Source organism: Brevundimonas sp. SPF441, from assembly GCF_009661015.1.
GTDB lineage: Bacteria > Pseudomonadota > Alphaproteobacteria > Caulobacterales > Caulobacteraceae > Brevundimonas > Brevundimonas vesicularis.
This window is the reverse complement of sequence record NZ_WJWX01000003.1, coordinates 154,502-174,552: the sequence shown is the minus strand read 5'-3', so window position 1 is coordinate 174,552 and position 20,051 is coordinate 154,502. Positions and strand designations below refer to the sequence as shown.

At 65.1% G+C, this 20,051-nt stretch carries 20 protein-coding genes; 11 read left to right on the top strand and 9 right to left on the bottom strand.

All coding sequences use genetic code 11. The annotated features are described in order from the left end of the window. Nucleotides 1–8: 8 nt before the first annotated feature. A complete protein-coding gene (locus GGC30_RS03760) occupies nucleotides 9–1,361 on the top strand; it encodes a hypothetical protein (protein ID WP_153922767.1) in 1,353 nt (450 codons plus the stop codon). 92 nt (nucleotides 1,362–1,453) lie between these two features. Here GGC30_RS03760 and GGC30_RS03755 read toward each other — a convergent pair whose 3' ends face one another. Next, nucleotides 1,454–2,806 carry an MFS transporter gene (locus GGC30_RS03755; RefSeq protein WP_153922766.1) on the bottom strand — a complete coding sequence of 451 codons (1,353 nt, stop codon included), beginning with the start codon at nucleotides 2,804–2,806 and terminating at the stop codon, nucleotides 1,454–1,456. Nucleotides 2,807–3,016: 210 nt separating this feature from the next. On the opposite strand from GGC30_RS03755, the gene cyoA reads away from it, so the two are divergent. The 7 genes from cyoA (at nucleotide 3,017) to GGC30_RS03720 (ending at nucleotide 9,901) form a co-directional block, all read left to right on the top strand. After that, the gene (gene cyoA / locus GGC30_RS03750) at nucleotides 3,017–4,246 is read left to right on the top strand and encodes a ubiquinol oxidase subunit II (protein WP_153922765.1); all 1,230 of its coding nucleotides are present in this window, start codon (nucleotides 3,017–3,019) and stop codon (nucleotides 4,244–4,246) included. A gap of 13 nt (nucleotides 4,247–4,259) precedes the next feature. After that, on the top strand, nucleotides 4,260–6,263 hold the full coding sequence (cyoB, locus tag GGC30_RS03745; RefSeq protein WP_153922764.1) for a cytochrome o ubiquinol oxidase subunit I: 2,004 nt from the start codon (nucleotides 4,260–4,262) through the stop codon (nucleotides 6,261–6,263). Between the two features lie 2 nt (nucleotides 6,264–6,265). Beyond that, complete coding sequence (cyoC, locus tag GGC30_RS03740) at nucleotides 6,266–6,889, top strand: cytochrome o ubiquinol oxidase subunit III (protein ID WP_039248366.1); 624 nt, start codon at nucleotides 6,266–6,268, stop codon at nucleotides 6,887–6,889. Beyond that, nucleotides 6,886–7,281 carry a cytochrome o ubiquinol oxidase subunit IV gene (gene cyoD / locus GGC30_RS03735; RefSeq protein WP_039248364.1) on the top strand — a complete coding sequence of 132 codons (396 nt, stop codon included), beginning with the start codon at nucleotides 6,886–6,888 and terminating at the stop codon, nucleotides 7,279–7,281. The genes cyoC and cyoD overlap by 4 nt, the downstream gene beginning before the upstream one ends. 76 nt (nucleotides 7,282–7,357) lie before the next feature. Then, nucleotides 7,358–8,047, top strand: a complete 690-nt coding sequence (locus GGC30_RS03730) for an SURF1 family protein (RefSeq protein WP_370451860.1) — start codon at nucleotides 7,358–7,360, stop codon at nucleotides 8,045–8,047. After that, the gene (locus GGC30_RS03725) at nucleotides 8,044–9,375 is read left to right on the top strand and encodes an ATP-binding protein (protein ID WP_370451859.1); all 1,332 of its coding nucleotides are present in this window, start codon (nucleotides 8,044–8,046) and stop codon (nucleotides 9,373–9,375) included. Before GGC30_RS03730 ends, GGC30_RS03725 begins: the two co-directional genes overlap by 4 nt. After that, nucleotides 9,365–9,901, top strand: coding sequence for a response regulator transcription factor (locus GGC30_RS03720; protein ID WP_066626535.1), 537 nt, complete (start codon nucleotides 9,365–9,367; stop codon nucleotides 9,899–9,901). The genes GGC30_RS03725 and GGC30_RS03720 overlap by 11 nt, the downstream gene beginning before the upstream one ends. On the opposite strand, the gene GGC30_RS03715 is transcribed toward GGC30_RS03720, so the two are convergent. Next, a complete protein-coding gene (locus GGC30_RS03715) occupies nucleotides 9,898–10,335 on the bottom strand; it encodes an HIT family protein (RefSeq protein ID WP_055804856.1) in 438 nt (145 codons plus the stop codon). The genes GGC30_RS03720 and GGC30_RS03715 overlap by 4 nt on opposite strands. A gap of 108 nt (nucleotides 10,336–10,443) precedes the next feature. On the opposite strand from GGC30_RS03715, the gene GGC30_RS03710 reads away from it, so the two are divergent. Further along, nucleotides 10,444–10,803: a phage holin family protein gene (locus GGC30_RS03710; RefSeq protein WP_153922762.1), complete on the top strand. Its 360-nt coding sequence runs from the start codon at nucleotides 10,444–10,446 to the stop codon at nucleotides 10,801–10,803. A gap of 50 nt (nucleotides 10,804–10,853) precedes the next feature. Here GGC30_RS03710 and GGC30_RS03705 read toward each other — a convergent pair whose 3' ends face one another. From GGC30_RS03705 to GGC30_RS03695, 3 genes are read right to left on the bottom strand one after another with little or no spacing between them, the layout of a single operon-like run. Further along, complete coding sequence (locus GGC30_RS03705) at nucleotides 10,854–11,417, bottom strand: hypothetical protein (RefSeq protein ID WP_153922761.1); 564 nt, start codon at nucleotides 11,415–11,417, stop codon at nucleotides 10,854–10,856. A 4-nt stretch (nucleotides 11,418–11,421) separates the two neighbouring features. Then, complete coding sequence (gene cobS, locus GGC30_RS03700; RefSeq protein WP_153922760.1) at nucleotides 11,422–12,426, bottom strand: cobaltochelatase subunit CobS; 1,005 nt, start codon at nucleotides 12,424–12,426, stop codon at nucleotides 11,422–11,424. A 59-nt stretch (nucleotides 12,427–12,485) separates the two neighbouring features. Continuing rightward, nucleotides 12,486–12,914: an organic hydroperoxide resistance protein gene (locus GGC30_RS03695; RefSeq protein WP_153922759.1), complete on the bottom strand. Its 429-nt coding sequence runs from the start codon at nucleotides 12,912–12,914 to the stop codon at nucleotides 12,486–12,488. Between the two features lie 135 nt (nucleotides 12,915–13,049). Here GGC30_RS03695 and GGC30_RS03690 point away from each other — a divergent pair, with 135 nt between their 5' ends. Then, complete coding sequence (locus GGC30_RS03690; protein WP_055753461.1) at nucleotides 13,050–15,464, top strand: penicillin-binding protein 1A; 2,415 nt, start codon at nucleotides 13,050–13,052, stop codon at nucleotides 15,462–15,464. Between the two features lie 119 nt (nucleotides 15,465–15,583). After that, a protein-coding gene (prfB, locus tag GGC30_RS03685; protein WP_099052186.1) for a peptide chain release factor 2 occupies nucleotides 15,584–16,706 on the top strand; the annotation gives its coding sequence in 2 pieces (ribosomal slippage) (nucleotides 15,584–15,652 and nucleotides 15,654–16,706; 1,122 coding nt in all). 75 nt (nucleotides 16,707–16,781) lie between these two features. Here the strand turns inward: prfB and GGC30_RS03680 are convergent. The 4 genes from GGC30_RS03680 to GGC30_RS03665 form a co-directional block, all read right to left on the bottom strand. Next, nucleotides 16,782–17,327, bottom strand: a complete 546-nt coding sequence (locus GGC30_RS03680) for a polymer-forming cytoskeletal protein (protein ID WP_082503411.1) — start codon at nucleotides 17,325–17,327, stop codon at nucleotides 16,782–16,784. A 114-nt stretch (nucleotides 17,328–17,441) separates the two neighbouring features. Beyond that, nucleotides 17,442–17,906, bottom strand: a complete 465-nt coding sequence (locus GGC30_RS03675) for a peroxiredoxin (protein WP_153922758.1) — start codon at nucleotides 17,904–17,906, stop codon at nucleotides 17,442–17,444. Further along, on the bottom strand, nucleotides 17,906–19,159 hold the full coding sequence (gene tyrS, locus GGC30_RS03670) for a tyrosine--tRNA ligase (RefSeq protein ID WP_153922757.1): 1,254 nt from the start codon (nucleotides 19,157–19,159) through the stop codon (nucleotides 17,906–17,908). Before tyrS ends, GGC30_RS03675 begins: the two co-directional genes overlap by 1 nt. Before the next feature lie 687 nt (nucleotides 19,160–19,846). Beyond that, complete coding sequence (locus tag GGC30_RS03665; RefSeq protein WP_153922756.1) at nucleotides 19,847–20,035, bottom strand: hypothetical protein; 189 nt, start codon at nucleotides 20,033–20,035, stop codon at nucleotides 19,847–19,849. Nucleotides 20,036–20,051: the final 16 nt, after the last annotated feature.

Sequence of the window (20,051 nt, the reverse complement as noted above, 5' to 3'; positions counted from 1 at the left end):
AGGGCGCGATGACCGACCGTCTTGTTGGATCTCTGGGGGCGCTGGTCGCCGCCTGGGCCGGCATCGCGCCGATGACGCAGGCGCAGGAAACGGAGACTGCCGTGCAGGCGGCTGTCGATCCTGCGCCCGCGCCAGCCGATTGCCCGGACTTCGTGCCGCAGCAGACCCGGTGCTGGTCGGGGAGGGCGGTTAAAGGCGGCTATTATTGGATCGCCGTGCCTCAGGACTGGAATGGCGCCCTGATCGTTCACGCGCATGGCGGACCTCGCACCAGCGCACCAGAACCGAACGATCCGCTGGAGGACATGGAGCGGTTCTCGATGACGGTGAAGGAAGGTTTCGCCTGGGCGGGCTCGACCTATCGCCGTGGCGGCTATGGCGTACGGATGGCGGCGGAAGATTCGGACGATCTGCGCCAGATTTTCTGGAATGCCTTCGGCAAGCCACGTCGAACTCTGTTGCATGGCCAGTCCTGGGGCGGAAATGTCGCGGCCAAGACGGCTGAGCTCTACGCCCGCGATGCCGAGGGGCAGGTCATGTGGGACGGCGTCGTCCTGACCAACGGCGTAATCGGCGGCGGGACCCTCACCTACCGCTTTCGCGCCGATCTGAGAGCGGTGTATCAGTTCTACTGCAACAACCATCCGCTTCCGAACGAGCCCCGGTATCCGCTTTGGCAGGGGCTGCCGCTAGACAGCGATCTGAACCGGGCGCAGTTGGCGGAGCGGGTCAAAATCTGCACGGGCGTGGGCCTGCCGCTTGCTGAAAGGTCGGCAGAGCAGAAGCGCAATCTGGCGGATATCCTGGCCGTGACGGGCGTGAACGAGGAACAGTTGGTTCCGCATCTGGCTTGGGCGACCTTCCTGTTCCGCGACATGGTTTTGCGCCGTCTTGACGGGCTGAACCCCTTCGACAACAGCCGTACGGTCTATCAGGGTTCGCACGACGACGAGGCGTTGAACGCTGGCGTTCAGCGGTTCGCGGCTGATCCGATGGGTGTGGCGCGCTTGGCCTACGACGCGGATCTCAGCGGTCTGATCGTGGCGCCGACGCTGACAATTCACGCCAAGAATGATGCTACGGCCTTTGTCTCCAACGACGCGCTTTACAGGGAAACTGTCGCCGCGGCGGGACGATCGGACCTATTGGTCCAGACGTTCACAGACGAGTCCGAACATAGCCGCCTATCGCCGCCAGAGTACGTCGGTCTTTTCCAGGCGATGATGCGCTGGCTGGACGAGGGCGTGAAGCCGACGCCCGCTGACGTTGCCACGCTGTGTCAGGTGGCGGCTTCACGCTACGAGGACGGCTGTCATTTCGACACCACCTTCAAGCCGTCGACGGACAGCCGCGCCAATTGAAGCTGCAGCTGCGCTTCACAACGATCTGCTCCAAACGCAACACGGCCCGCAGGCGACTGCGGGCCGTGTCTGTTTGTGCGTGAGCTGAAAGATCAAACCGTCTTGGCGCGGTCCTTGTCGGAGGAACTGCGGGCCAGTTCGCGGTTCAGCCACAGGGCCACGAGGGTGCAGATGGCGCCCGACAGCAGGTAGGCGCCGGCGGCGATCAGGCCGAACTGGCTGGAGATCCACAGGGCCGCGAGGGGCGCAAAGCCCGCGCCGAACAGCCAGGCCAGGTCCGAGGTCAGGGCCGAGGAGGTGTAGCGGTTGGTCAGGCTGAAGCTGGAGGCCACGGGGCCAGAGGCTTGCCCGAACGACAGGCCCAGCAGGATGAAGCCGGAGATCATGAAGGTCAGCTCGCCGACCGGGCCGCCGTTCAGCAGTTGCGGCGCAAAGCCCGAGAAGGCGGCGATGCCGGCGGCGGTGATCGCCAGCAAGGTGCGGCGGCCGTAGCGGTCGGCCAGTATGCCCGAGGCCAGGATGGCCAGCAGGCCGAAGACGGCGCCCACCATCTCGATCAGCAGGAAGCGGACCGGCGTTTCCTTGGTGAACAGGAACACCCACGACAGCGGGAAGACGGTCACCATGTGGAACATGGCGAAGCTGGCCAGCGGAGCGAAAGCGCCGATGGCGATCTTGGGGCCTTCGTCGCGCAGGGCCTGGCTGATCGGCGTGGGCTGAAGCTCACGCGTTTCGAACAGCTTCTGGAAGGCCGGCGTCACTACGATGCGCAGGCGCGCGAACAGGGCCACCACGTTGATGGCGAAGGCGACGAAGAACGGATAGCGCCAGCCCCAATCCAGGAAGTCAGGGGCCGACAGCGTGTTCAGGAAGAAGGCGAACAGGGCCGAGGCCACCAGCAGGCCGATGGGCGCGCCGAGTTGCGGGATCATGGCGTACCAGCCGCGCTTCTTCTCTGGCGCGTTCAGCGCGAGCAGCGAGGCCAGACCGTCCCAGGTGCCGCCCAGGGCGACGCCCTGGCCGATACGGGTGAGGGCCAGCAGCACCGGCGCCCACATGCCGATGCTCTCATATCCGGGGATGAAGGCGACCGACACGGTCGAGGTGCCGAGCAGCAGCAGGGCGGTCGTCAGCTTGGCGCCACGCCCGAACTTGCGGTCGATGGCGATGAACAGGACGGTCCCCAGCGGCCGAGCCAGGAAAGCCAGGGCGAAGACGGCGAAGGAGAGCAGGGTGCCGCCTACCGCGCCCGCATAGGGGAAGATCAACTGCGGGAAAACGACCACCGAAGCGATGGCGTAAACAAAGAAGTCGAAAAACTCGGAAGTTCGGCCGATAATGACGCCGATGGCGATCTCGCCGGCGTCAACCTTGCCATGGCCCGTGTGAAGGGCGGCGGCGTCGCGTTCCAGCGACTCTGACGAAGGGGTCGTCGAGGCGGACATGGGCTTGGTCGCTCCGTGTGAGACTGAATTATCGGCCGTACGGCAGGTCGCCGCATTATGACCGGGCGCCCTTTGCGATGAAAGCGGCCTCGTGAGGATAGGACATATTGCCCAATGTCGTTCCTGATTGAAGCTGAGTATCCCGCCGCCTACGAACGCCAACCGTCGCGGCGCCTCCCCCTCGCCCGACGCTTTTCGATTGGATCCGCCTTGCGCCGTCTGCGCCTTCTTTTGCTCGCGCCCATCGTGGCCCTGCTGTCGGCCTGCAACCTGGTCGTCCTCAACCCTGCCGGCGACGTCGCGTCCCAGCAGGGTGATCTGCTGATGATCTCGACCCTGCTGATGCTGATCATCATCGTGCCCGTGATGGGTCTGATCGTCTTCTTCGCCTGGAAGTATCGAGCGTCGAACAAGGAGGCCGAGGCCGACTACCGTCCCGATTGGGACCACTCCACGTCGTTGGAGCTGGTCATCTGGGCCGCGCCGCTGATGATCATCATCTGCCTGGGCGCCCTGACCTGGGCTGGCACGCACCTGCTGGACCCCTATCGTCCGATCGACCGGATCAAGCCGGGCCAAGCCGTTGAGGAAAGCGTCGAGCCGTTGCAGGTCAATGTCGTCGCGCTCGACTGGAAGTGGATGTTTATCTACCCGCAGTACGGCGTCGCCACGGTTAATGAACTGGCCGCGCCGGTTGACCGTCCTATCCGTTTCCACATCACCTCGTCCTCGGTGATGAATAGCTTCTACATTCCCGCCCTGGCCGGTCAGATCTACGCCATGCCGGGCATGGAGACGAAGCTGCACGCCGTCATCAACCGTCCGGGCGAATACGAAGGCTTCTCGGCCAACTATTCCGGCGACGGCTTCTCGCACATGCGCTTCGCCTTCCACGGTCTGGATCAGTCCGGGTTCGACCAATGGATCGCCGGCGTGCGCCAGGGCGGCCAGACGCTGGACCGCGATCGCTATCTGGAGCTGGAAAAGCCCAGCGAGAAGGTGCCGGTCATGCGCTTCGGCGCCGTGGACGGCGCGCTGTGGGACGCGATCCTCAACATGTGCGTCGAGCCGGGCAAGATGTGTATGGGCGAGATGATGGCCATCGACAAACAGGGCGGCCTGTCCATGGCGTCGGTGCGCAACACCATGCCGCTGGTCTATGACAAATACGCCGGTCGCGGAAAATCGCCCGCCTATTTTGGCTCCAACGACAGCTACGTCATGACGATCTGCACCCCGCTGCAGGCCGAGGCGGCGGCCGCCGACCGCATGCGCCGCGCCGAACTGGATACGGTCGCCGGACCGACCAGCCTGGAGCGCCTGACCGGGCAGGGGTTGTCGCCCGGTCAGACACCGATGGCCGCGCTGACGACGCTGGCCCGCAATCCCTTCGCCACGGGGCCGGTTCCGACCGACGTCCGTTCCGCCCCCAACGCCTGAGCGAACACAGTCGATGAACGCTGATCAACTCATTCCGCTAATCTTCGGGCGCCTCACGCTTGAGGCTCTGCCGTTGCACGAGCCGATCCTGGTCGTGACCATGTCGGTCGTGCTGCTGGGCGGTCTCGCCCTGTTTGGCGCCCTGACCTATTTCAAGCTGTGGGGCTATCTCTGGAAGGAATGGTTCACCACCGTGGACCACAAGAAGATCGGGATCATGTACATGATCCTGGGTCTGATCATGTTCGTGCGCGGCTTCGCCGACGCCATCATGATGCGCCTGCAACAGGCGATGGCCTTCGGCGGGTCCGAGGGTTACCTGAACGCGCACCACTATGACCAGATCTTCACCGCCCACGGCGTGATCATGATCTTCTTCGTGGCCATGCCGCTGGTGACGGGCATCATGAACTACGTCGTGCCGCTGCAGATCGGCGCGCGCGACGTGTCCTTCCCGTTCCTGAACAACTTCAGCTTCTGGATGACCACGGCCGGCGCCATCATCGTCATGGCCTCGCTGTTCGTGGGCGAGTTCGCGCGCACCGGCTGGCTGGCCTATCCGCCGCTGTCGGGCATCGGTTACAGTCCCGGCGTCGGCGTCGACTACTACATATGGGCGTTGCAGATCGCGGGGGTGGGGACCACGCTGTCCGGCATCAACCTGATCGCGACGATCGTGAAGATGCGCGCGCCCGGCATGGGCATGATGAAGATGCCGGTCTTCACCTGGACCTCGCTGTGCACCAACGTGCTGATCGTGGCGTCCTTCCCGGTCCTGACCGCCATCCTGGCCCTGCTGACGCTGGACCGTTACGTCGGCACCAACTTCTTCACGAACGACTTCGGCGGCAACCCGATGATGTACGTGAACCTGATCTGGATCTGGGGTCACCCCGAGGTTTACATCCTGATCCTGCCGCTGTTCGGCGTCTTCTCGGAGATCGCCTCGACCTTCTCGGGCAAGAAGCTGTTCGGCTATACCTCCATGGTCTACGCCACGGTCGTCATCACGATCCTGTCCTACCTGGTCTGGCTGCACCACTTCTTCACCATGGGCTCGGGCGCCTCGGTGAACAGCTTCTTCGGCATCACGACGATGATCATCTCGATCCCGACGGGCGCGAAGATCTTCAACTGGCTGTTCACGATGTACCGTGGGCGCATCCGGTTCGAGCTGCCGATGATGTGGCTGGTCGCCTTCATGCTGACCTTCGTGATCGGCGGGATGACGGGCGTGCTGCTGGCGGTGCCGCCGGCCGACTTCGTGCTGCACAACTCTCTGTTCCTGGTGGCCCACTTCCACAACGTCATCATCGGCGGCGTGCTGTTCGGCCTGTTCGCGGCGATCAACTTCTGGTGGCCCAAGGCCTTCGGCTTCAAGCTGGACAAGAAGTGGGGCCTGATCAGCTTCTGGTGCTGGGTGCCCGGCTTCTGGCTGGCCTTCCTGCCGCTGTATGTGCTGGGCCTGATGGGCGTGACGCGCCGGATGCGGGTGTTCGACGATCCCTCGCTGCAAATCTGGTTCGTCATCGCCGCCATCGGCGCCGGCGTCATCGCCCTGGGTATTGCGGCCATGTTCATCCAGTTCGCCGTGTCGATCATCAACCGCGACAAGCTGCGCGACACCACGGGCGACCCGTGGGGCGGCCGCACGCTGGAGTGGGCGACCTCGTCGCCGCCGCCGGCCTACAACTTCGCCGCCACGCCCTACGTCCATGACGCCGACGCCTGGTGGGATATGAAGAAGCAGGGCTATCAGCGTCCGCTGAACGGCTACAAGGCGATCCACATGCCCTCGAACACCGGAGCGGGGATCATCATCTCGGGCCTGTGCCTGGTGATGGGTCTGGCCTTGATCTGGTACATCTGGTGGCTGGCCGCCATCAGCTTCATCGGGGTGCTGGCCGTCTCGATCGGCCATACCTTCAACTACAAGCGCGACTATTACATCCCCGAGGATGAGGTCCGCGCGACAGAAGAGGCGCGCACCCGCGCCCTGGCCGGAACGGAGGCCTGATCATGAGCGCGACTGCGACCGAGATCGACCGGACCGTCTTCCACCTGGAAGAGGAGCCGCACCACGAGGAAGGCTCCAGCACCATGCTGGGCTTCTGGCTCTATCTGATGAGCGACTGCCTCATCTTTGCGATGCTGTTCGCCGTGTTCGGCGTGCTGGGCGGCAACTACGCCGCCGGGCCGGGGCCCAAGGAGCTGTTCGACCTGGAGCTGGTGGCGATCAACACCGCCATGCTGCTGTTCTCGTCGATCACCTATGGCTTCGCCATGCTGGCGATGGATCGAAACAACCAGCGTCAGACGTTGGTCTGGCTGGCCATCACCGGCCTGTTCGGCCTGGCCTTCCTGGGGATCGAACTTTACGAATTCGCCCACCTGATCCATGAGGGCGCGACGCCGCAACGCAGCGCCTTCCTGTCGGCCTTCTTCACCCTGGTGGGCACCCACGGCCTGCACGTCACCTTCGGCATCATCTGGCTGGTGACGCTGATGGTTCAGGTCAGCATGAAGGGCCTGATCCCCGCCAACAAACGCCGCCTGATGTGCCTGTCGATGTTTTGGCACTTCCTGGACGTCATCTGGATCGGCGTCTTCACCTTCGTCTATCTGCTGGGCATGCTGCGATGAGCGCCGACAAGAACGACCACAGCCCTGAGTCTCACGAGACCGACCACCTGGGTCACGAGGGGCACAATCACGGCTCCTTCAAGAGCTATATGATCGGCTTCGTGCTGTCGGTGATCCTGACGGCCATCCCGTTCGCCCTGGTCATGACCGGCGTCCTTCCGACCCAGGCGACGGCCCTGATCGTCATGGGCTTCGCCGTGGTGCAGATCGTGGTGCACATGATCTACTTCCTGCATATGAATTCGAAGTCCGAGGGCGGCTGGATCATGCTGGCGCTGATCTTCACAATCATCGTCGTGGTCATCGCCCTGTCGGGTTCGCTGTGGGTCATGTACCACCTGAACACCAACATGATGCCCATGACGCACGACATGGCGCAGATGGGCGGCTGAGGTCGAGATCACGGACTCGTCCTCAGCCCCGGCCGGCGGCAAGGCCAGACGTTCGCGATCCTTCCGCATAGCGGTCGTGGTCGCGGGCCTGGCGTTGTTCGTCGGCTTTCTGGCGCTGGGCGGGTGGCAGGTTCAGCGACTGGCCTGGAAGACCAATCTGATCGCCCAGGTGGATGCGCGCGTTCACGCGGCCGTCGTTCCAGCGCCTGGTCTGACCCAATGGGCCGGCGTGACGCGCGACAAGGATCAGTACCGCCGCGTCATGGTTCGCGGTCGATTCCTGCACGACAAGGAAACCCTGGTTCAGGCGGTGACCGACGTCGGTGGCGGCTTCTGGGTCATGACGCCTCTGGTCGACGACCGGGGCTTCACCGTCCTGATCAATCGAGGCTTTGTTCCCGCAGGCCGACGCGATCCGGCCGTCCGCGCCGATGGTCAGGTCGAGGGGCCGCAGACGGTGACCGGACTGCTCCGGATCACCGAGCCCAAGGGCGGCTTCCTGCGCGCCAATGATCCCGCCGGTGATCGCTGGCGGTCTCGCGACGTCGCGGCGATCGCTGCGCGGCGCGGCCTGACGACCGTCGCGCCCTATTTCATTGATGCGGACGCCAGTCCGAACCCAGGCGGATGGCCGCGCGGAGGACTGACGGTGATCCGCTTCGCCAACAGCCATCTGGTCTATGCCCTGACCTGGTTCGGCATGGCGCTGCTGACCCTGGTCGGTCTTTGGCTCTTCCTGCGCGACGGCAGGCGCAACAGGTCGTGACGACGACAACTGTACAAAGGCTGCTGGGCCTGGGACTCAGAGGTGGTGTCGCGACCCACGGCGGGGCCAACCGCCGCAACATGCTGCTGCTGATCCAGTTGCGCTGGCTGGCGGTCGCCGGGCAGGTGGCGACGATCCTGCTGGTCCAGTACGTGATGCGGATCCCGCTGCCGGTGCTGTGGCTGTTAGCGGCGCCGGCGGGTCTGGTGCTGGTCAATCTGGTCAGCGCGCCTTTGACCGTGCGCACGCAGGAGGTCGAGGATCAGGCGCTGATGATCGCCCTGTTGGCGGATGTGGCAGCCCTGACCTGGCTGCTGTTCCTGACCGGGGGCGCGGCCAATCCGTTCGTGGCGTTGTATCTTCTACAAGTGGTTTTGGGGGCGGTGCTGCTGGCGCCGGTCTATGCCTGGGCGCTGATCGCCATCACCAGCCTGTGTTTCGCAGGGCTGGGCCTGCATTCCCGCCCGCTGAACCTGCCGCCGGCGCGCGAGGATTCGCTGCTCAGCCTTTATCTTCAGGGCAGTCTGATCTGTTTCGTGCTGATGGCCGTGCTGCTGGTGCTGTTCGTCACCCGGATCAGCCAGAACCTGCGCGAGCGCGACGCCTCCATGGCCGCCCTGCGCCAGCAGACAGCCGAGCATGATCATATCGTCCGCATGGGCCTGCTGGCGTCGGGCGCAGCGCATGAGCTGGGAACGCCGCTGGCTTCGCTGTCGGTGATCCTCAGTGACTGGAAGCGGATGCCGGCCCTGACCCAGGACGCCGACCTGGCTCAGGACATGACGGTGATGCGGGCCGAGGTCGAACGCTGCAAGGCCATCGTCACCGGTATCCTTATGTCGGCCGGCGAGGCGAGGGGACAGGCGCCTGAGCGCACTACCTTGCGCGCCTTCGTCGCCGATGTGGTGGCCAGCTGGAGCGGCGACGGTGTGGCGGTGCAGATCCGCGACGAGCTGGCCCAGAACCCGTCAATCATCGCCGACCCGGCCCTGCGTCAGGTGCTGGGCGTGCTGTTCGACAATGCGGTCGAGGCCGGAGCGAGCCGCATCACCGTGACCACGACACGGACGGACGAAGATTTCGGCATCGCGATCCGCGACGACGGACCAGGCTTTCCGCCGGCGATCCTTCAGGCCTGGGGCAAGCCCTACAACTCAACCAAGCCCAGGCCCGGCGCGGGTCTCGGCCTCTTTCTGCTCATGAATGTGATCCGGTCGCTTGGCGGTCGGGTAGAAGCCTCCAATCCCCCGGCGGGCGGCGCAGAAGTGCGTCTGACCCTACCGCTTTCGGCCTTGGCTCCGACGGACGAGATCGCGCATGACCGATGACGCCAGATTGCTGCTGATCGTCGAGGACGACGAGTCGTTCTCGACCACCCTGCGACGCTCGTTCGAACGGCGTGGCTATACGGTCGTCAGCGCCGCCAGTCCCGACCAGATGACCGAGGTGCTGAAGACGCATCGCCCCGGCTATGCGGTCGTCGATTTGAAGCTGGGCGGCCATTCCGGCCTGACCTGCGTCGAGGCTCTTCACGCCTTCGACCCCGAGATGAACATCGTCGTCCTGACCGGCTTCGCCAGCATCGCTACGGCGGTCGAGGCGATCAAGCTGGGCGCCCGGCACTATCTGGCCAAGCCCGCCAGCACCGATGACATCGAAACCGCGTTCGGCCGGGCGGACGGCGACGCCGAGACGCCGCTGGGCACGCGCCCCACTTCGATCAAGACGTTGGAGTGGGAGCGGATCCACGAGACGCTGGTGGAGACCGACTTCAACATCTCAGAGGCGGCGCGCCGGCTGGGCATGCACCGCCGCACCCTGGCGCGAAAGCTGGAAAAGCGCCGCGTCACCTAGTCCAGTTCGGCCGCGATCCGGTCGGCCAGCGCTTGCAACGTCGCCGTATCCGCCATCGGCGCATGGCCGTGACCCTTCATCTCGCGATCGGCCCAGCGCGGCACGATGTGGAAATGCAGATGGAAGACCGTCTGGCCGCCCGCCTCGCCATTGAACTGCAGGATCGACAGGCCTTCGGGCTTCAGCGCTTTCTCGACCGCCTTGGCCGTGCGTTGCAGGGCGGCGGTCATGCGGGCTAGCACCTCGGGCTCGATCTCCAGCAGATTACGCGCCTGGGACTGTTTGGCGATGATCAGGACGTGGCCTTCCGATTGGGGAAACACGTCCATGAAGGCCAGGACGTGGTCGTCCTCCCACACCTTCACCGACGGAATGTCGCCGCGCAGGATCTTGGCGAAGATGTTGTTGGTGTCATAGGCGCCGTGCAGGCTCATGGGCGGTCTCCGTGCGGTTCGAACCTTCGATAGCAGCGCCGTCCGCGAAGGGGGAGCCTTCGTCCACCTCGTGCATTATGGTCACGCTTAAACGTCACGAGGGCCGTCATGATCCGTTTCATCATCCAGGCGCTGGTAACCATGGCGGGCCTTTGGCTGTCCGCCCAGATCGTGCCAGGCGTCGATTTCACCAGCACCGGATCGCTGGTCGCGGCCGCCATCATTCTGGGCCTGGTCAACGCCTTTGTGCGGCCGATCCTGGTCGTGCTGACCTTCCCGATTACCGTCGTGACCCTTGGACTGTTCCTGCTGGTCGTGAACGCCGCCATGATCGGGCTGACGTCGGTCTTCCTAGACGGCTTCCGGGTCGACGGCCTGTGGGCCGGCATCGGCGCCGCCATCGTGACCGGCGTCGTCAGCTGGATCGCCGGCGCCCTCATCGGCGGCGGCGAAGAGGCGCGGGGCTAACTTCTTCAAAAGCTCGACGAGGTGATGCGAGCCCAAGAAGATTCAACACCTTAGTTCGGCCGGTCTGCGCTCGCTTCCTGACGCCCGCGGAAAAGCATTTCTGTCGTCGCTCGGGCCCTTTGTTCGATAAGTCGCTGACGGTCGGGATCGGGGTGGGGCTCCTGCGTGGTCGCCCAGCGTGCTCCGGCCGGCGCCGCCAAATCACGGCATACGCTCAGCGCAAGGCCCCGCTGGTAGGCGTTTGCATTACGCTTTCGGCGATCGGCTTCCCCAGTGACACTGGCCGTTTCGACGGGCGTGAACGTATTTGACTTCCATTGCGCCGGCGGGACCGGCACGGGGCGACCGTTTTCGATGATCCGAATGGAGCTGGGCTCTTCCCAGATCGTGTAGGCCGCAAATGGCTCGATCGTGTCCGCGTGCCGCACAAGACCACAAATAACCCGTCCGCCGTTTCGAACGTCACGAGCAGTGTGCTCGAGGATGACTGCGGAAGGTCGCTTTTCGAAGACTGTCTGAAGGATGGCCTCGTCCGATGGTCGGGGCGGACGAGCGGTCTCCGTAGCCGAAGCCTGGCCAGCCATGATCACGATAGACATCGCCGCCAGAAACATAGGCTTATCCCACCTTCACCCGCGTCGCCGCCTCGGGCAGATCCTCGCCGAAGGCGCGCTGGTAGAACTCAGCGATGGTCGGGCGTTCCAGCTCGTCGCACTTGTTCAGGAAGGTCAGGCGGAAGCTGAGGCCCAGGTCATCGTTGAAGATCTGGGCGTTCTGGGCCCAAGTGATGACGGTGCGGGGCGACATGACGGTCGAGATGTCGCCGTTCATGAAGGCGTTGCGCGTCATGTCGGCGACACGGACCATGGCGGCGATGCGGCGGCGGCCCTCGGCGTCCTTCCACTCGGGCACCTTGGCGGCGACGATTTCGGCTTCCACGTCGTGATCCAGATAGTTCAGCGTGGTGACGATGTTCCAGCGGTCCAGCTGGGCTTGGTTGATCTGTTGCGCGCCGTGATACAGGCCCGTGGTGTCGCCCAGGCCGATGGTGTTGGTCGTGGCGAACAGGCGGAAATAGCGGTTCGGGCGGATGACGCGGTTCTGGTCCAGCAGGGTCAGGCGGCCTTGGGCCTCCAGCACGCGCTGGATCACGAACATCACGTCGGGCCGGCCGGCGTCGTATTCGTCGAAGACCAGGGCGATGGGGCGTTGCAGCGACCAGGGCAGGATGCCTTCGCGGAACTCGGTGATCTGCTTGCCGTCCTTCAGGACGATGGCGTCCTTGCCGATCAGGTCGATCCGGCTGACGTGGCTGTCCAGGTTCACGCGAACCAGCGGCCAGTTCAGGCGGGCGGCGACCTGTTCGATGTGGGTCGACTTGCCGGTGCCGTGATAGCCCTGGACCATGACGCGACGGTCGAAGGCGAAGCCGGCGCAGATGGTGATCGTCGTTTGGGGATCGAAGCGATAGGCCTCGTCGATCTCGGGCACATGGCTGTCGCGCTCGTCGAAGGCGGGCACGGTCATGTCGCTGTCCACGCCGAAGGCTTCGCGCAGGGTCACGCGACGATGCGGTTCGAGCGTCAGCAGGGGATCGGGGGAGGCGTAGAGCGGGGAGGTCATGGACCTCATCTAGAGGCGCCGCGCGCGCGGCTCAACACGCGCGCGGCCCTTGGCGTCGGTTATTTCGCGCTCAGCCGAACATCGACGTTGTTGCGGGTGGCGTTGGAGTAGGGGCAGACTTGGTGCGCCTTCTCGATCAGGTCGTCGATGACGGCCTGGTCCAGGCCGTAGTCGGTCACGGTCAGGTCGACATCCAGGTTGAAGCCATCACCCTTGGTGTTCTTGCCGAAGCCGACGCCGGCGGTGACCTTGGTGTCGGGGCTGACGGGCGTGCCGGCCTTGCCGCTGACCAGACGCAGGGCGCCGAGGTAGCAGGCGGCGTATCCGGTCGCGAAGAGCTGCTCCGGGTTGGTGCCGTCGCCGCCCTTGCCGCCCATCTCGGTCGGCGTCGACAGTTTGACGTCGATCTTGCCGTCGTCGGTGGCCGAACGGCCGTCTTCGCGGCCTCCGCCCGATGCCGTCGATTGAGCGCGATACAGAACTTCCATGGCAGGCTCCTTGGGTTGGGATGCTTGAGATGGGAGCTTAACGGCGGACGGGAAGGGGGCGTTGCATCGCGGCTCTAGCCATCGGCGGGCGACGCGGGCTAAAGCACCTGCTGGGGCGCGTCGTCGGAGTACGCAGTGAAGATTGCCGAACGCTGGTTCGTGTGGGCGGGCATGGTTCTGCTGGGCGGCATCGCCCTGGCGGGGTTGGTCGTCGCCGTCTATGCGGCGTGGCTGTTCCACGACCTGCCCGATGCGTCGGAGCTGGCGGACTATCGCCCGCCGACCGCGACGCGCGTCTATGCTGGCGACGGCACCCTGATCGGCGAGTTTTCGGATGAGCGCCGCATTTATGTCTCCTACGACCAGATTCCCCAGCCGGTGATCCACGCCTTCCTGGCAGCCGAAGATCGCAACTTCTTCCAGCATGGCGGCATCGACGTGGGCGGCATCGGCCGCGCGTCGCTGAAGAACGTCTTCAACCTGGCGTCGGGACGTCGATTGGAAGGCGGTTCGACCATCACCCAGCAGGTGGCCAAGAATGTCCTGCTGACCAACGAATCCAGCCTGAACCGCAAGCTGAAGGAAGCCATCCTGGCCAATCGCCTGGAGGCGACCCTGTCCAAGGAGCAGATCCTCGAGCTGTATCTGAACGAAATCTTCCTGGGCTATCGCTCGTTCGGCATCGCTTCGGCGGCCTACAACTATTTCGGCAAGTCGCTGGCGCAGCTGACGCCCGACGAAGCCGCCTTCCTGGCGTCCCTGCCCAAGGGGCCGAACAACTATCACCCGAAGCGTCACCCCGGCGCAGCCAAAGGCCGTCGTGACTGGGTGCTGGGCGAGATGGAGCAGAGCGGCTGGCTGACGCCTGAACAACTGGTCGAGGCCCGCGCCAAGCCTCTGGTCACGCGCGATGCGCCGCAACGGTCGGATTACAAGGACGCCGACTTCTTTGTCGAGGAGGCGCGCCGCCAGGCCGCCGCCAACCCCCAGTTCGGCGAGCAGTTGCGCGCCGGCGGCTTCTATATGCGCACGACCCTGGACCCGACGCTGCAGACGGCGGCGCGTCGGGCCCTGATGCAGGGGCTCGAAAACTACGACCGTCGTCACGGCTGGCGCGGCGGCTGGGGTACGACCGACTTCGCCGACGGCTGGCAGGCGGTCGCGCTGAAGGAACAGGCGCCGCCCGAGCGCCGCAGCTGGCAGGCCGCCGCCATCGAAAGCGTCAGCGGCAACACGGTGCGCATCCGCACCGCCCGCGACGACAAGTCCGGCACGCTGCTGGCGTCGGACGCCGCCTGGGCCAACGCCAATCGTCAGCTGAAACGCGGCGAACTGATCTTCGTGGAGCCGCAGGGCGGCCAGTTCGCCCTGAAGCAGGTGCCGCGCGTCAACGGCGCGCTCGTCGCCATTGAGCCGCAGTCCGGCCGCGTGCTGGCGATGGTCGGCGGCTACTCCTACGCGCTGTCCAGCTTCAACCGGGCGACCCAGGCGCGCCGCCAACCGGGTTCGGCCTTCAAACCGTTCGTCTATGCGACGGCGCTGGAGGGCGACTTCACCCCGGCCTCGATCGTGCTGGATGCGCCGATCAGCTTCGCCGGAGGGCCGAACGGCCAGCGCTGGACGCCCGAGAACTACAGCCGCCAATACTATGGCCCTCAGACGCTGCGGCGCGGGCTGGAGCTGTCGCGCAACGTGATGACGGTGCGGTTGGCCCAGTCGGTCGGGATGAAGAAGATCGTCGATCAGTCGGCCAAGATGGGTCTGCCGGGCATGACGCCGAACCTGTCGGTGTCGCTGGGCGCCGGCGAGGTCACGCCGCTGGAGATCACGGCCGCCTATTCCGCCTTCGCCAACGGCGGGCGGCGGGTGACGCCCTATCTGATCGACTATGTGCAGGACCGCGACGGCGAGACCATCTTCCGCGCCGACAACCGCAGCTGCCGCGAATGTGGACGGGGCTTCTCCGGCCAGGAGTCGCCGCGCCTGCAGCAGCGCGGAACCCAGGTCATCGACCCCATCACCGCCTACCAAATGAGCTCCATGCTGGAAGGCGTGGTTCAGCGCGGCACCGCCGCCAGCGCTCGCGGCCTGGGTCCGTGGGTCGCGGGCAAGACCGGCACAACCAACGAATATCGCTCGGCCTGGTTCGTGGGCTTCACCACCGACATCGTGGTCGGCGTCTTCATCGGCTTTGACGACAACCGCTCTTTGGGATCCGGAGAAGCCGGCGCCTCGGCCGCCGTGCCGGTCTTCACGGAGTTCATGCAGACGGCGTTGAAGGAAAGGCCGGCTCGCCCGTTCGTGCGGCCCAAGAACGCCATCTTCCGCACCGTCAACGGCATTGAGGAGGCCTTCCGTCCCGGCACCGAGCGCCAGGCCCCGCCGCCGCGCCCGACCGGCCCGGCCCAGCCCGTCGGACCGCAGAACTACTATGAGGTGATCCGCCGCGAGCAGGAGGCCGCCAGCGGCGCGCCCGCCTCGTCGCCGGCGCCCACCGCGCCGCCGCCCCCCAAGAAGGCGCCGGCCGAGGACTTGAGCGGATTGTACTGAGGCTCTAGGTAGGCCTTTCGAACGGCGCGTCCTCGTGGCGCGCCGTTTTCCATTAATCCTGCCCTATTGCGCGACCTGCGGGCCGCGCTGCTTGAGGGCGTTGTGTCGCGGAGATTGCGATGAGACCGGATGTCGAGGCCATGAAGGCCGACATCGAGCAGAGCGTCGCTCTGCTCAGGAGGCGTCTTTGACTGGGATGTCGCTCTAAGAAAGCTCGATGAGCTGAATGCGCGCGTCGAAGATCCGACGCTGTGGGACAAGCCCGACGAGGCTCAGGCCGTAAGCCGCGAACGCTCGCAGCTGGAAGGCAAGATCAACACCGTCAAGGCGATGGAGCAGGACCTCGAGGACGGGGTGATGCTGGCCGAGATGGCGGACGAGGAAGGCGACGAGGGCGCACTGGAAGACGCTCGCGCGTCGCTGCGCGGCATCAAGGAACGCGCCGCCCGCGCCGAGCTGGAAGCCCTGCTGTCCGGCGAGGCTGACGGTAACGACGCCTATCTGGAAGTGAACTCCGGCGCCGGCGGCACCGAGTCGAACGACTGGGCCGGAATGCTGCTGCGCATGTACTCCCGCTGGGCCAAGGCGCACGGCTACGAGGTCACGATCGAGGCGCACGAAGAGGGCGAGCAGGCGGGGGTCAAGTCGGCCACCATCCTGATCGAAGGGCCCAACGCCTATGGCTGGCTGAAGTCGGAATCGGGCGTGCACCGCCTGGTCCGCATTAGCCCCTATGATGCGGCGGCCAAGCGCCACACCAGCTTCGCCTCCATCGGGGTCTCGCCGGTCGTGGACGACGCGATCGAGATCGACATTAACCCCTCGGACGTGCGCACCGATACCTATCGCGCCTCAGGCGCTGGCGGTCAGCACATCAACAAGACCGACTCGGCCGTGCGCCTGACGCATACCCCGACCAACACCGTCGTGGCCTGCCAGGCCGGTCGGTCGCAGCACCAGAACCGCGAGATGGCGTGGAAGATGCTCCGCGCGCGCCTATACGAGCTGGAACTGCAGAAGCGGGAGGCGGCGGCTCAGGCGCTGGCCGACGCCAAGACCGATATCGGGTGGGGCCACCAGATCCGCTCCTATGTCCTGCAACCCTATCAGATGGTGAAGGACCTGCGGACCGAAGTTGAGACCTCGGACACGCAAGGGGTGCTGGATGGCGACCTGGACGCCTTCATGGGCGCGGCCCTGGCCCAGCGGGTCGGCGAGACCCGAGGATCGAGCGTGGATTGACGGAAAAGGGCGGCTCCGAAGAGCCGCCCTTTTGGTCTTGGGCTTCCGGCCTTGCGGCCGTTCGCTTCGAGGCGGTCAGGCGGCGGTCTTGTCCGCCTTGTCGGCCTTCGGCGAGGGAGCTTCCAGCATGGCGGCGCCGGGGGTGTCGCGCTTGGCCTGGTTGCAGCGGCCTTGGAACCAGGCGCCCTGGTCGATGGCGAGTTGCTCTTGCGTGATGTCGCCCTCGACGCGGGCGGTGGCGTGAAGCTTGACCTGTTTGGCGACGATGGCGCCCGAGACGCGGCCCCGCACGTCAAGGACGTCGGCATGGACCGTGCCCTCGACCGAGCCGCCTTCGCCGATCACGACGCGCGAGACGCGGACGTCGCCCTTCAGCGAACCGTCGACCTGAAGCTCGCCGGCGCCGGAGATGTTGCCTTCGTATTTCACGCCGGCCGACAGGGTCGACAGATTGCTGGACCGGGCTGCCGGACGGGCCGGTTCGGGCGCGCGCGGCGCAGGCGTCGTTGCCGGCAGGGACGGCGTGCTCGCGGCCGTCGGCGTGGGCGTGGTCGGTTCGGGCGCCGGGGGAATGCCCAGGCCGTTCGATCCGCTGTCGTAGGATTTGCTCTTGGTGAACATGGTGCGCTCCGCATCTGCCAGCCAAGGCCGGCCAAGCCCCTATTAGCCCCGACGCCCACTAGGCCGTGGAGGAGTGGCCAAGGTCAAGCATCGCTTCCGAACGATGCTCGCCGATCACAGGGCCCTGGCGGCCTCCAACACGGCGGCGGCGTGGTCGGCGACCTTCACATTGCGCCAGGCCTTGGCGACGCGGCCCTCGGCGTCGATCAGGAAGGTGGCCCGCTCGATGCCCATATATTCGCGGCCGTAGAGCTTCTTCTGCACCCAGACGCCCCAGGCCTCGCAGGCGGCGCCGTCCTCGTCGGAGGCCAGGGTGACGGCGAGATCGTATTTGGCCTTGAACCTGTCGTGCTTCTTCACCGTGTCCCTGGACACGCCGATGACCGGAACGCCCAGCGCGGCGAAGTCGGGCGCCAGGACGGTGAAGTCCTGCGCCTCGCGCGTGCAGCCGGTCGTGTCATCCTTGGGATAGAAATAGACGACTGCGGGCTTGCCCTTGAGGGCGGCGAGGGTGATGCGGCCGCCGCCGTCCGTGGGCAGGTCGAGGGTGGGCGCGGGTTGGCCTTCGGTTGCGGACATCAAACAGGCCTCACCAGAACGATCTTTTTCTTGCCGGCCGCCAGTTTGATGACGCCGTCCTTGAGGTCGGCTTCGGTCAGCAGTTGGGCGCCATCGGACACCGCGGCGTCGTTCAAACGCAGGCCGCCGCCTTGGGCCAGGCGGCGGGCCTCGCCATTGGAGGCCGTCAGGCCGGCCTTAGTCACGACAGCGGCGATCATGGCGCCGTAAACCTCGGCCGACGGCAGTTCGACGGTCGGCAGGTCGGCGGACAACTGGCCTTTTTCGAAGTTGCTTTCGGCGGCGGCGCGCGCCTTTGCAGCCTCGTCCGCGCCATGCAGCAGGGTGGTCGCCGCATCGGCGAGGGCCTTTTTGGCGTCGTTGATCGCCGCGCCTTCCAGCGCTTCGTATTGCGCGATCTGTTCCAGGCTCAGGTCGGTGAACAGGCGCATGAAGCGGCCGACGTCGGCGTCCTCGGCGTTACGCCAGAACTGCCAGTAGTCGTAGGGGCTGAGTTGTTCGGCGTTCAGCCAGACGGCGCCCTGAGCGGTCTTGCCCATCTTGCCGCCCGACGCCGTGGTCAGCAGCGGCGTGGTCAGGCCGAAGGCGGCCTTCTGATCCACGCGGCGCACCAGATCCACGCCCGAAGTGATGTTGCCCCACTGGTCCGAACCGCCCATTTGCAGGGTGACCTTATGGCTGCGGTTGAGCTCCAGGAAGTCCACCGACTGCATCAGCATGTAGTTGAACTCAAGGAAGGTCATGGGCTGCTCGCGCTCCAGGCGCAGCTTTACCGAGTCGAAGCTCAGCATCCGGTTGACGGTGAAGTGGGTGCCGAAATCCCTCAGGAACTGGATGTAGCCGTAGCCGGACAGCCAGTCGTCATTGTTGACCATGACCGCATCGGTCGGTCCGTCGCCAAACGTCAGGAACTTGGCGAAGACCGTCTTGATGGTGTCGATGTTCGACTGGATCGTCTCTTCGGTCAGTTGCGGACGCGACGCATCCTTGCCGGTGGGGTCGCCGACCTTGGTCGTGCCGCCGCCCATCAGGACGATGGGCTTGCCGCCCGCCTGCTGAAGCCGGCGCAGCATCATGATCTGGATCAGGCTGCCGACGTGCAGAGACGGCGCAGTGGCGTCGAAGCCGATATAGCCCGGCACCACGCCCGCGGCGGCCGCCTCGTCCAGTTCGACGGGGTGGGTGATCTGATGGATGTAGCCGCGCGCCTGAAGCGTGCGCAGGAAGTCGGATTTAAAGGCGTGTTCGGTCATGGTGAGGCTGGGTTAGCAGGGATGACAGGGGTCGTCTTCCCCTAGTCGAGGCGGCGTCGGTTGTTCAGACGGTGCGGATGAAAAACACCGTCTAAAGTGTCTAATTCGTCTAATCTCGGTCGGCGCGAAATTGCACGGCAAGGCGAAAACGCGTGCAAAATGCAAGACGGTGCAATTTCAGGCGAAGCGGCTTTGGGCATGGCGCGCCCATTTTAGCGCCGTTTCAGGCCGCGATGGGTACGACGACGCTGCTGCGCCTCATGCCGCTGTAAATGCAGCCGATGTTGCGTGCAGGTGCGATGGCTGACGATTTGCCGCCAAGCTGTCCGCCTTCAGGGAATCACCCGGTTGAGGACCAGCGCAAAGAGAGCGACGACTACGGTCCATGTCAGGAACACGGAAGACGGCTCGGACGATGTGCCGCTGACGACCAAGCACGGCGTGAGCAGACCCACAAAGAGGTGGAGGCGATCGTTTAAAAATTTGCGCTTCTCAGGGAAGATCATCTGCGGACCGTAGGGGGAGCGCTTAGGCATGCTGCAATGCTTTCACACCGGTCAGAAGCAAGCAAGGGTTGATGAGGCGTCGGGCAAGTCGGTCGGGCGATGGTTTTCGACGCTGTTTGCAAAGCGAAACGCATTTGCACAATCGGGCCCAGGTGGAGGAAGTCGGAGGCCAGCTTTTGATCTAATGCGTGGGCTTGCGAAGCAGCTTTCGCTCGACCAGCCACCAGGTAACGTTTGCCAGAGACGCCCCGATGGCGCCGCAAAGCGCCACCGTCAGTATGTGCGGCAAAGGCGGGGGCGCGGCCTCGCTCAAGAGCAACAGCGCAAAGGTGTAGGCCAATGTCAGCGCAAAAAGGGCGAGAAACCTCATCTCCAGATTGTAGATG

Coding starts and splice junctions, on each gene's coding strand:
- cyoD (WP_039248364.1), top strand. CDS start 6,886: ATGAGCGCCGACAAGAACGACCACAGCCCTGAGTCTCACGAGACCGAC.
- GGC30_RS03760 (WP_153922767.1), top strand. CDS start 9: ATGACCGACCGTCTTGTTGGATCTCTGGGGGCGCTGGTCGCCGCCTGG.
- GGC30_RS03675 (WP_153922758.1), bottom strand. CDS start 17,906: ATGTCCGCAACCGAAGGCCAACCCGCGCCCACCCTCGACCTGCCCACG.
- GGC30_RS03680 (WP_082503411.1), bottom strand. CDS start 17,327: ATGTTCACCAAGAGCAAATCCTACGACAGCGGATCGAACGGCCTGGGC.
- GGC30_RS03710 (WP_153922762.1), top strand. CDS start 10,444: ATGATCCGTTTCATCATCCAGGCGCTGGTAACCATGGCGGGCCTTTGG.
- GGC30_RS03665 (WP_153922756.1), bottom strand. CDS start 20,035: ATGAGGTTTCTCGCCCTTTTTGCGCTGACATTGGCCTACACCTTTGCG.
- cyoC (WP_039248366.1), top strand. CDS start 6,266: ATGAGCGCGACTGCGACCGAGATCGACCGGACCGTCTTCCACCTGGAA.
- cobS (WP_153922760.1), bottom strand. CDS start 12,426: ATGACCTCCCCGCTCTACGCCTCCCCCGATCCCCTGCTGACGCTCGAA.
- cyoB (WP_153922764.1), top strand. CDS start 4,260: ATGAACGCTGATCAACTCATTCCGCTAATCTTCGGGCGCCTCACGCTT.
- tyrS (WP_153922757.1), bottom strand. CDS start 19,159: ATGACCGAACACGCCTTTAAATCCGACTTCCTGCGCACGCTTCAGGCG.
- GGC30_RS03705 (WP_153922761.1), bottom strand. CDS start 11,417: ATGTTTCTGGCGGCGATGTCTATCGTGATCATGGCTGGCCAGGCTTCG.
- GGC30_RS03695 (WP_153922759.1), bottom strand. CDS start 12,914: ATGGAAGTTCTGTATCGCGCTCAATCGACGGCATCGGGCGGAGGCCGC.
- GGC30_RS03720 (WP_066626535.1), top strand. CDS start 9,365: ATGACCGATGACGCCAGATTGCTGCTGATCGTCGAGGACGACGAGTCG.
- GGC30_RS03755 (WP_153922766.1), bottom strand. CDS start 2,806: ATGTCCGCCTCGACGACCCCTTCGTCAGAGTCGCTGGAACGCGACGCC.
- GGC30_RS03715 (WP_055804856.1), bottom strand. CDS start 10,335: ATGAGCCTGCACGGCGCCTATGACACCAACAACATCTTCGCCAAGATC.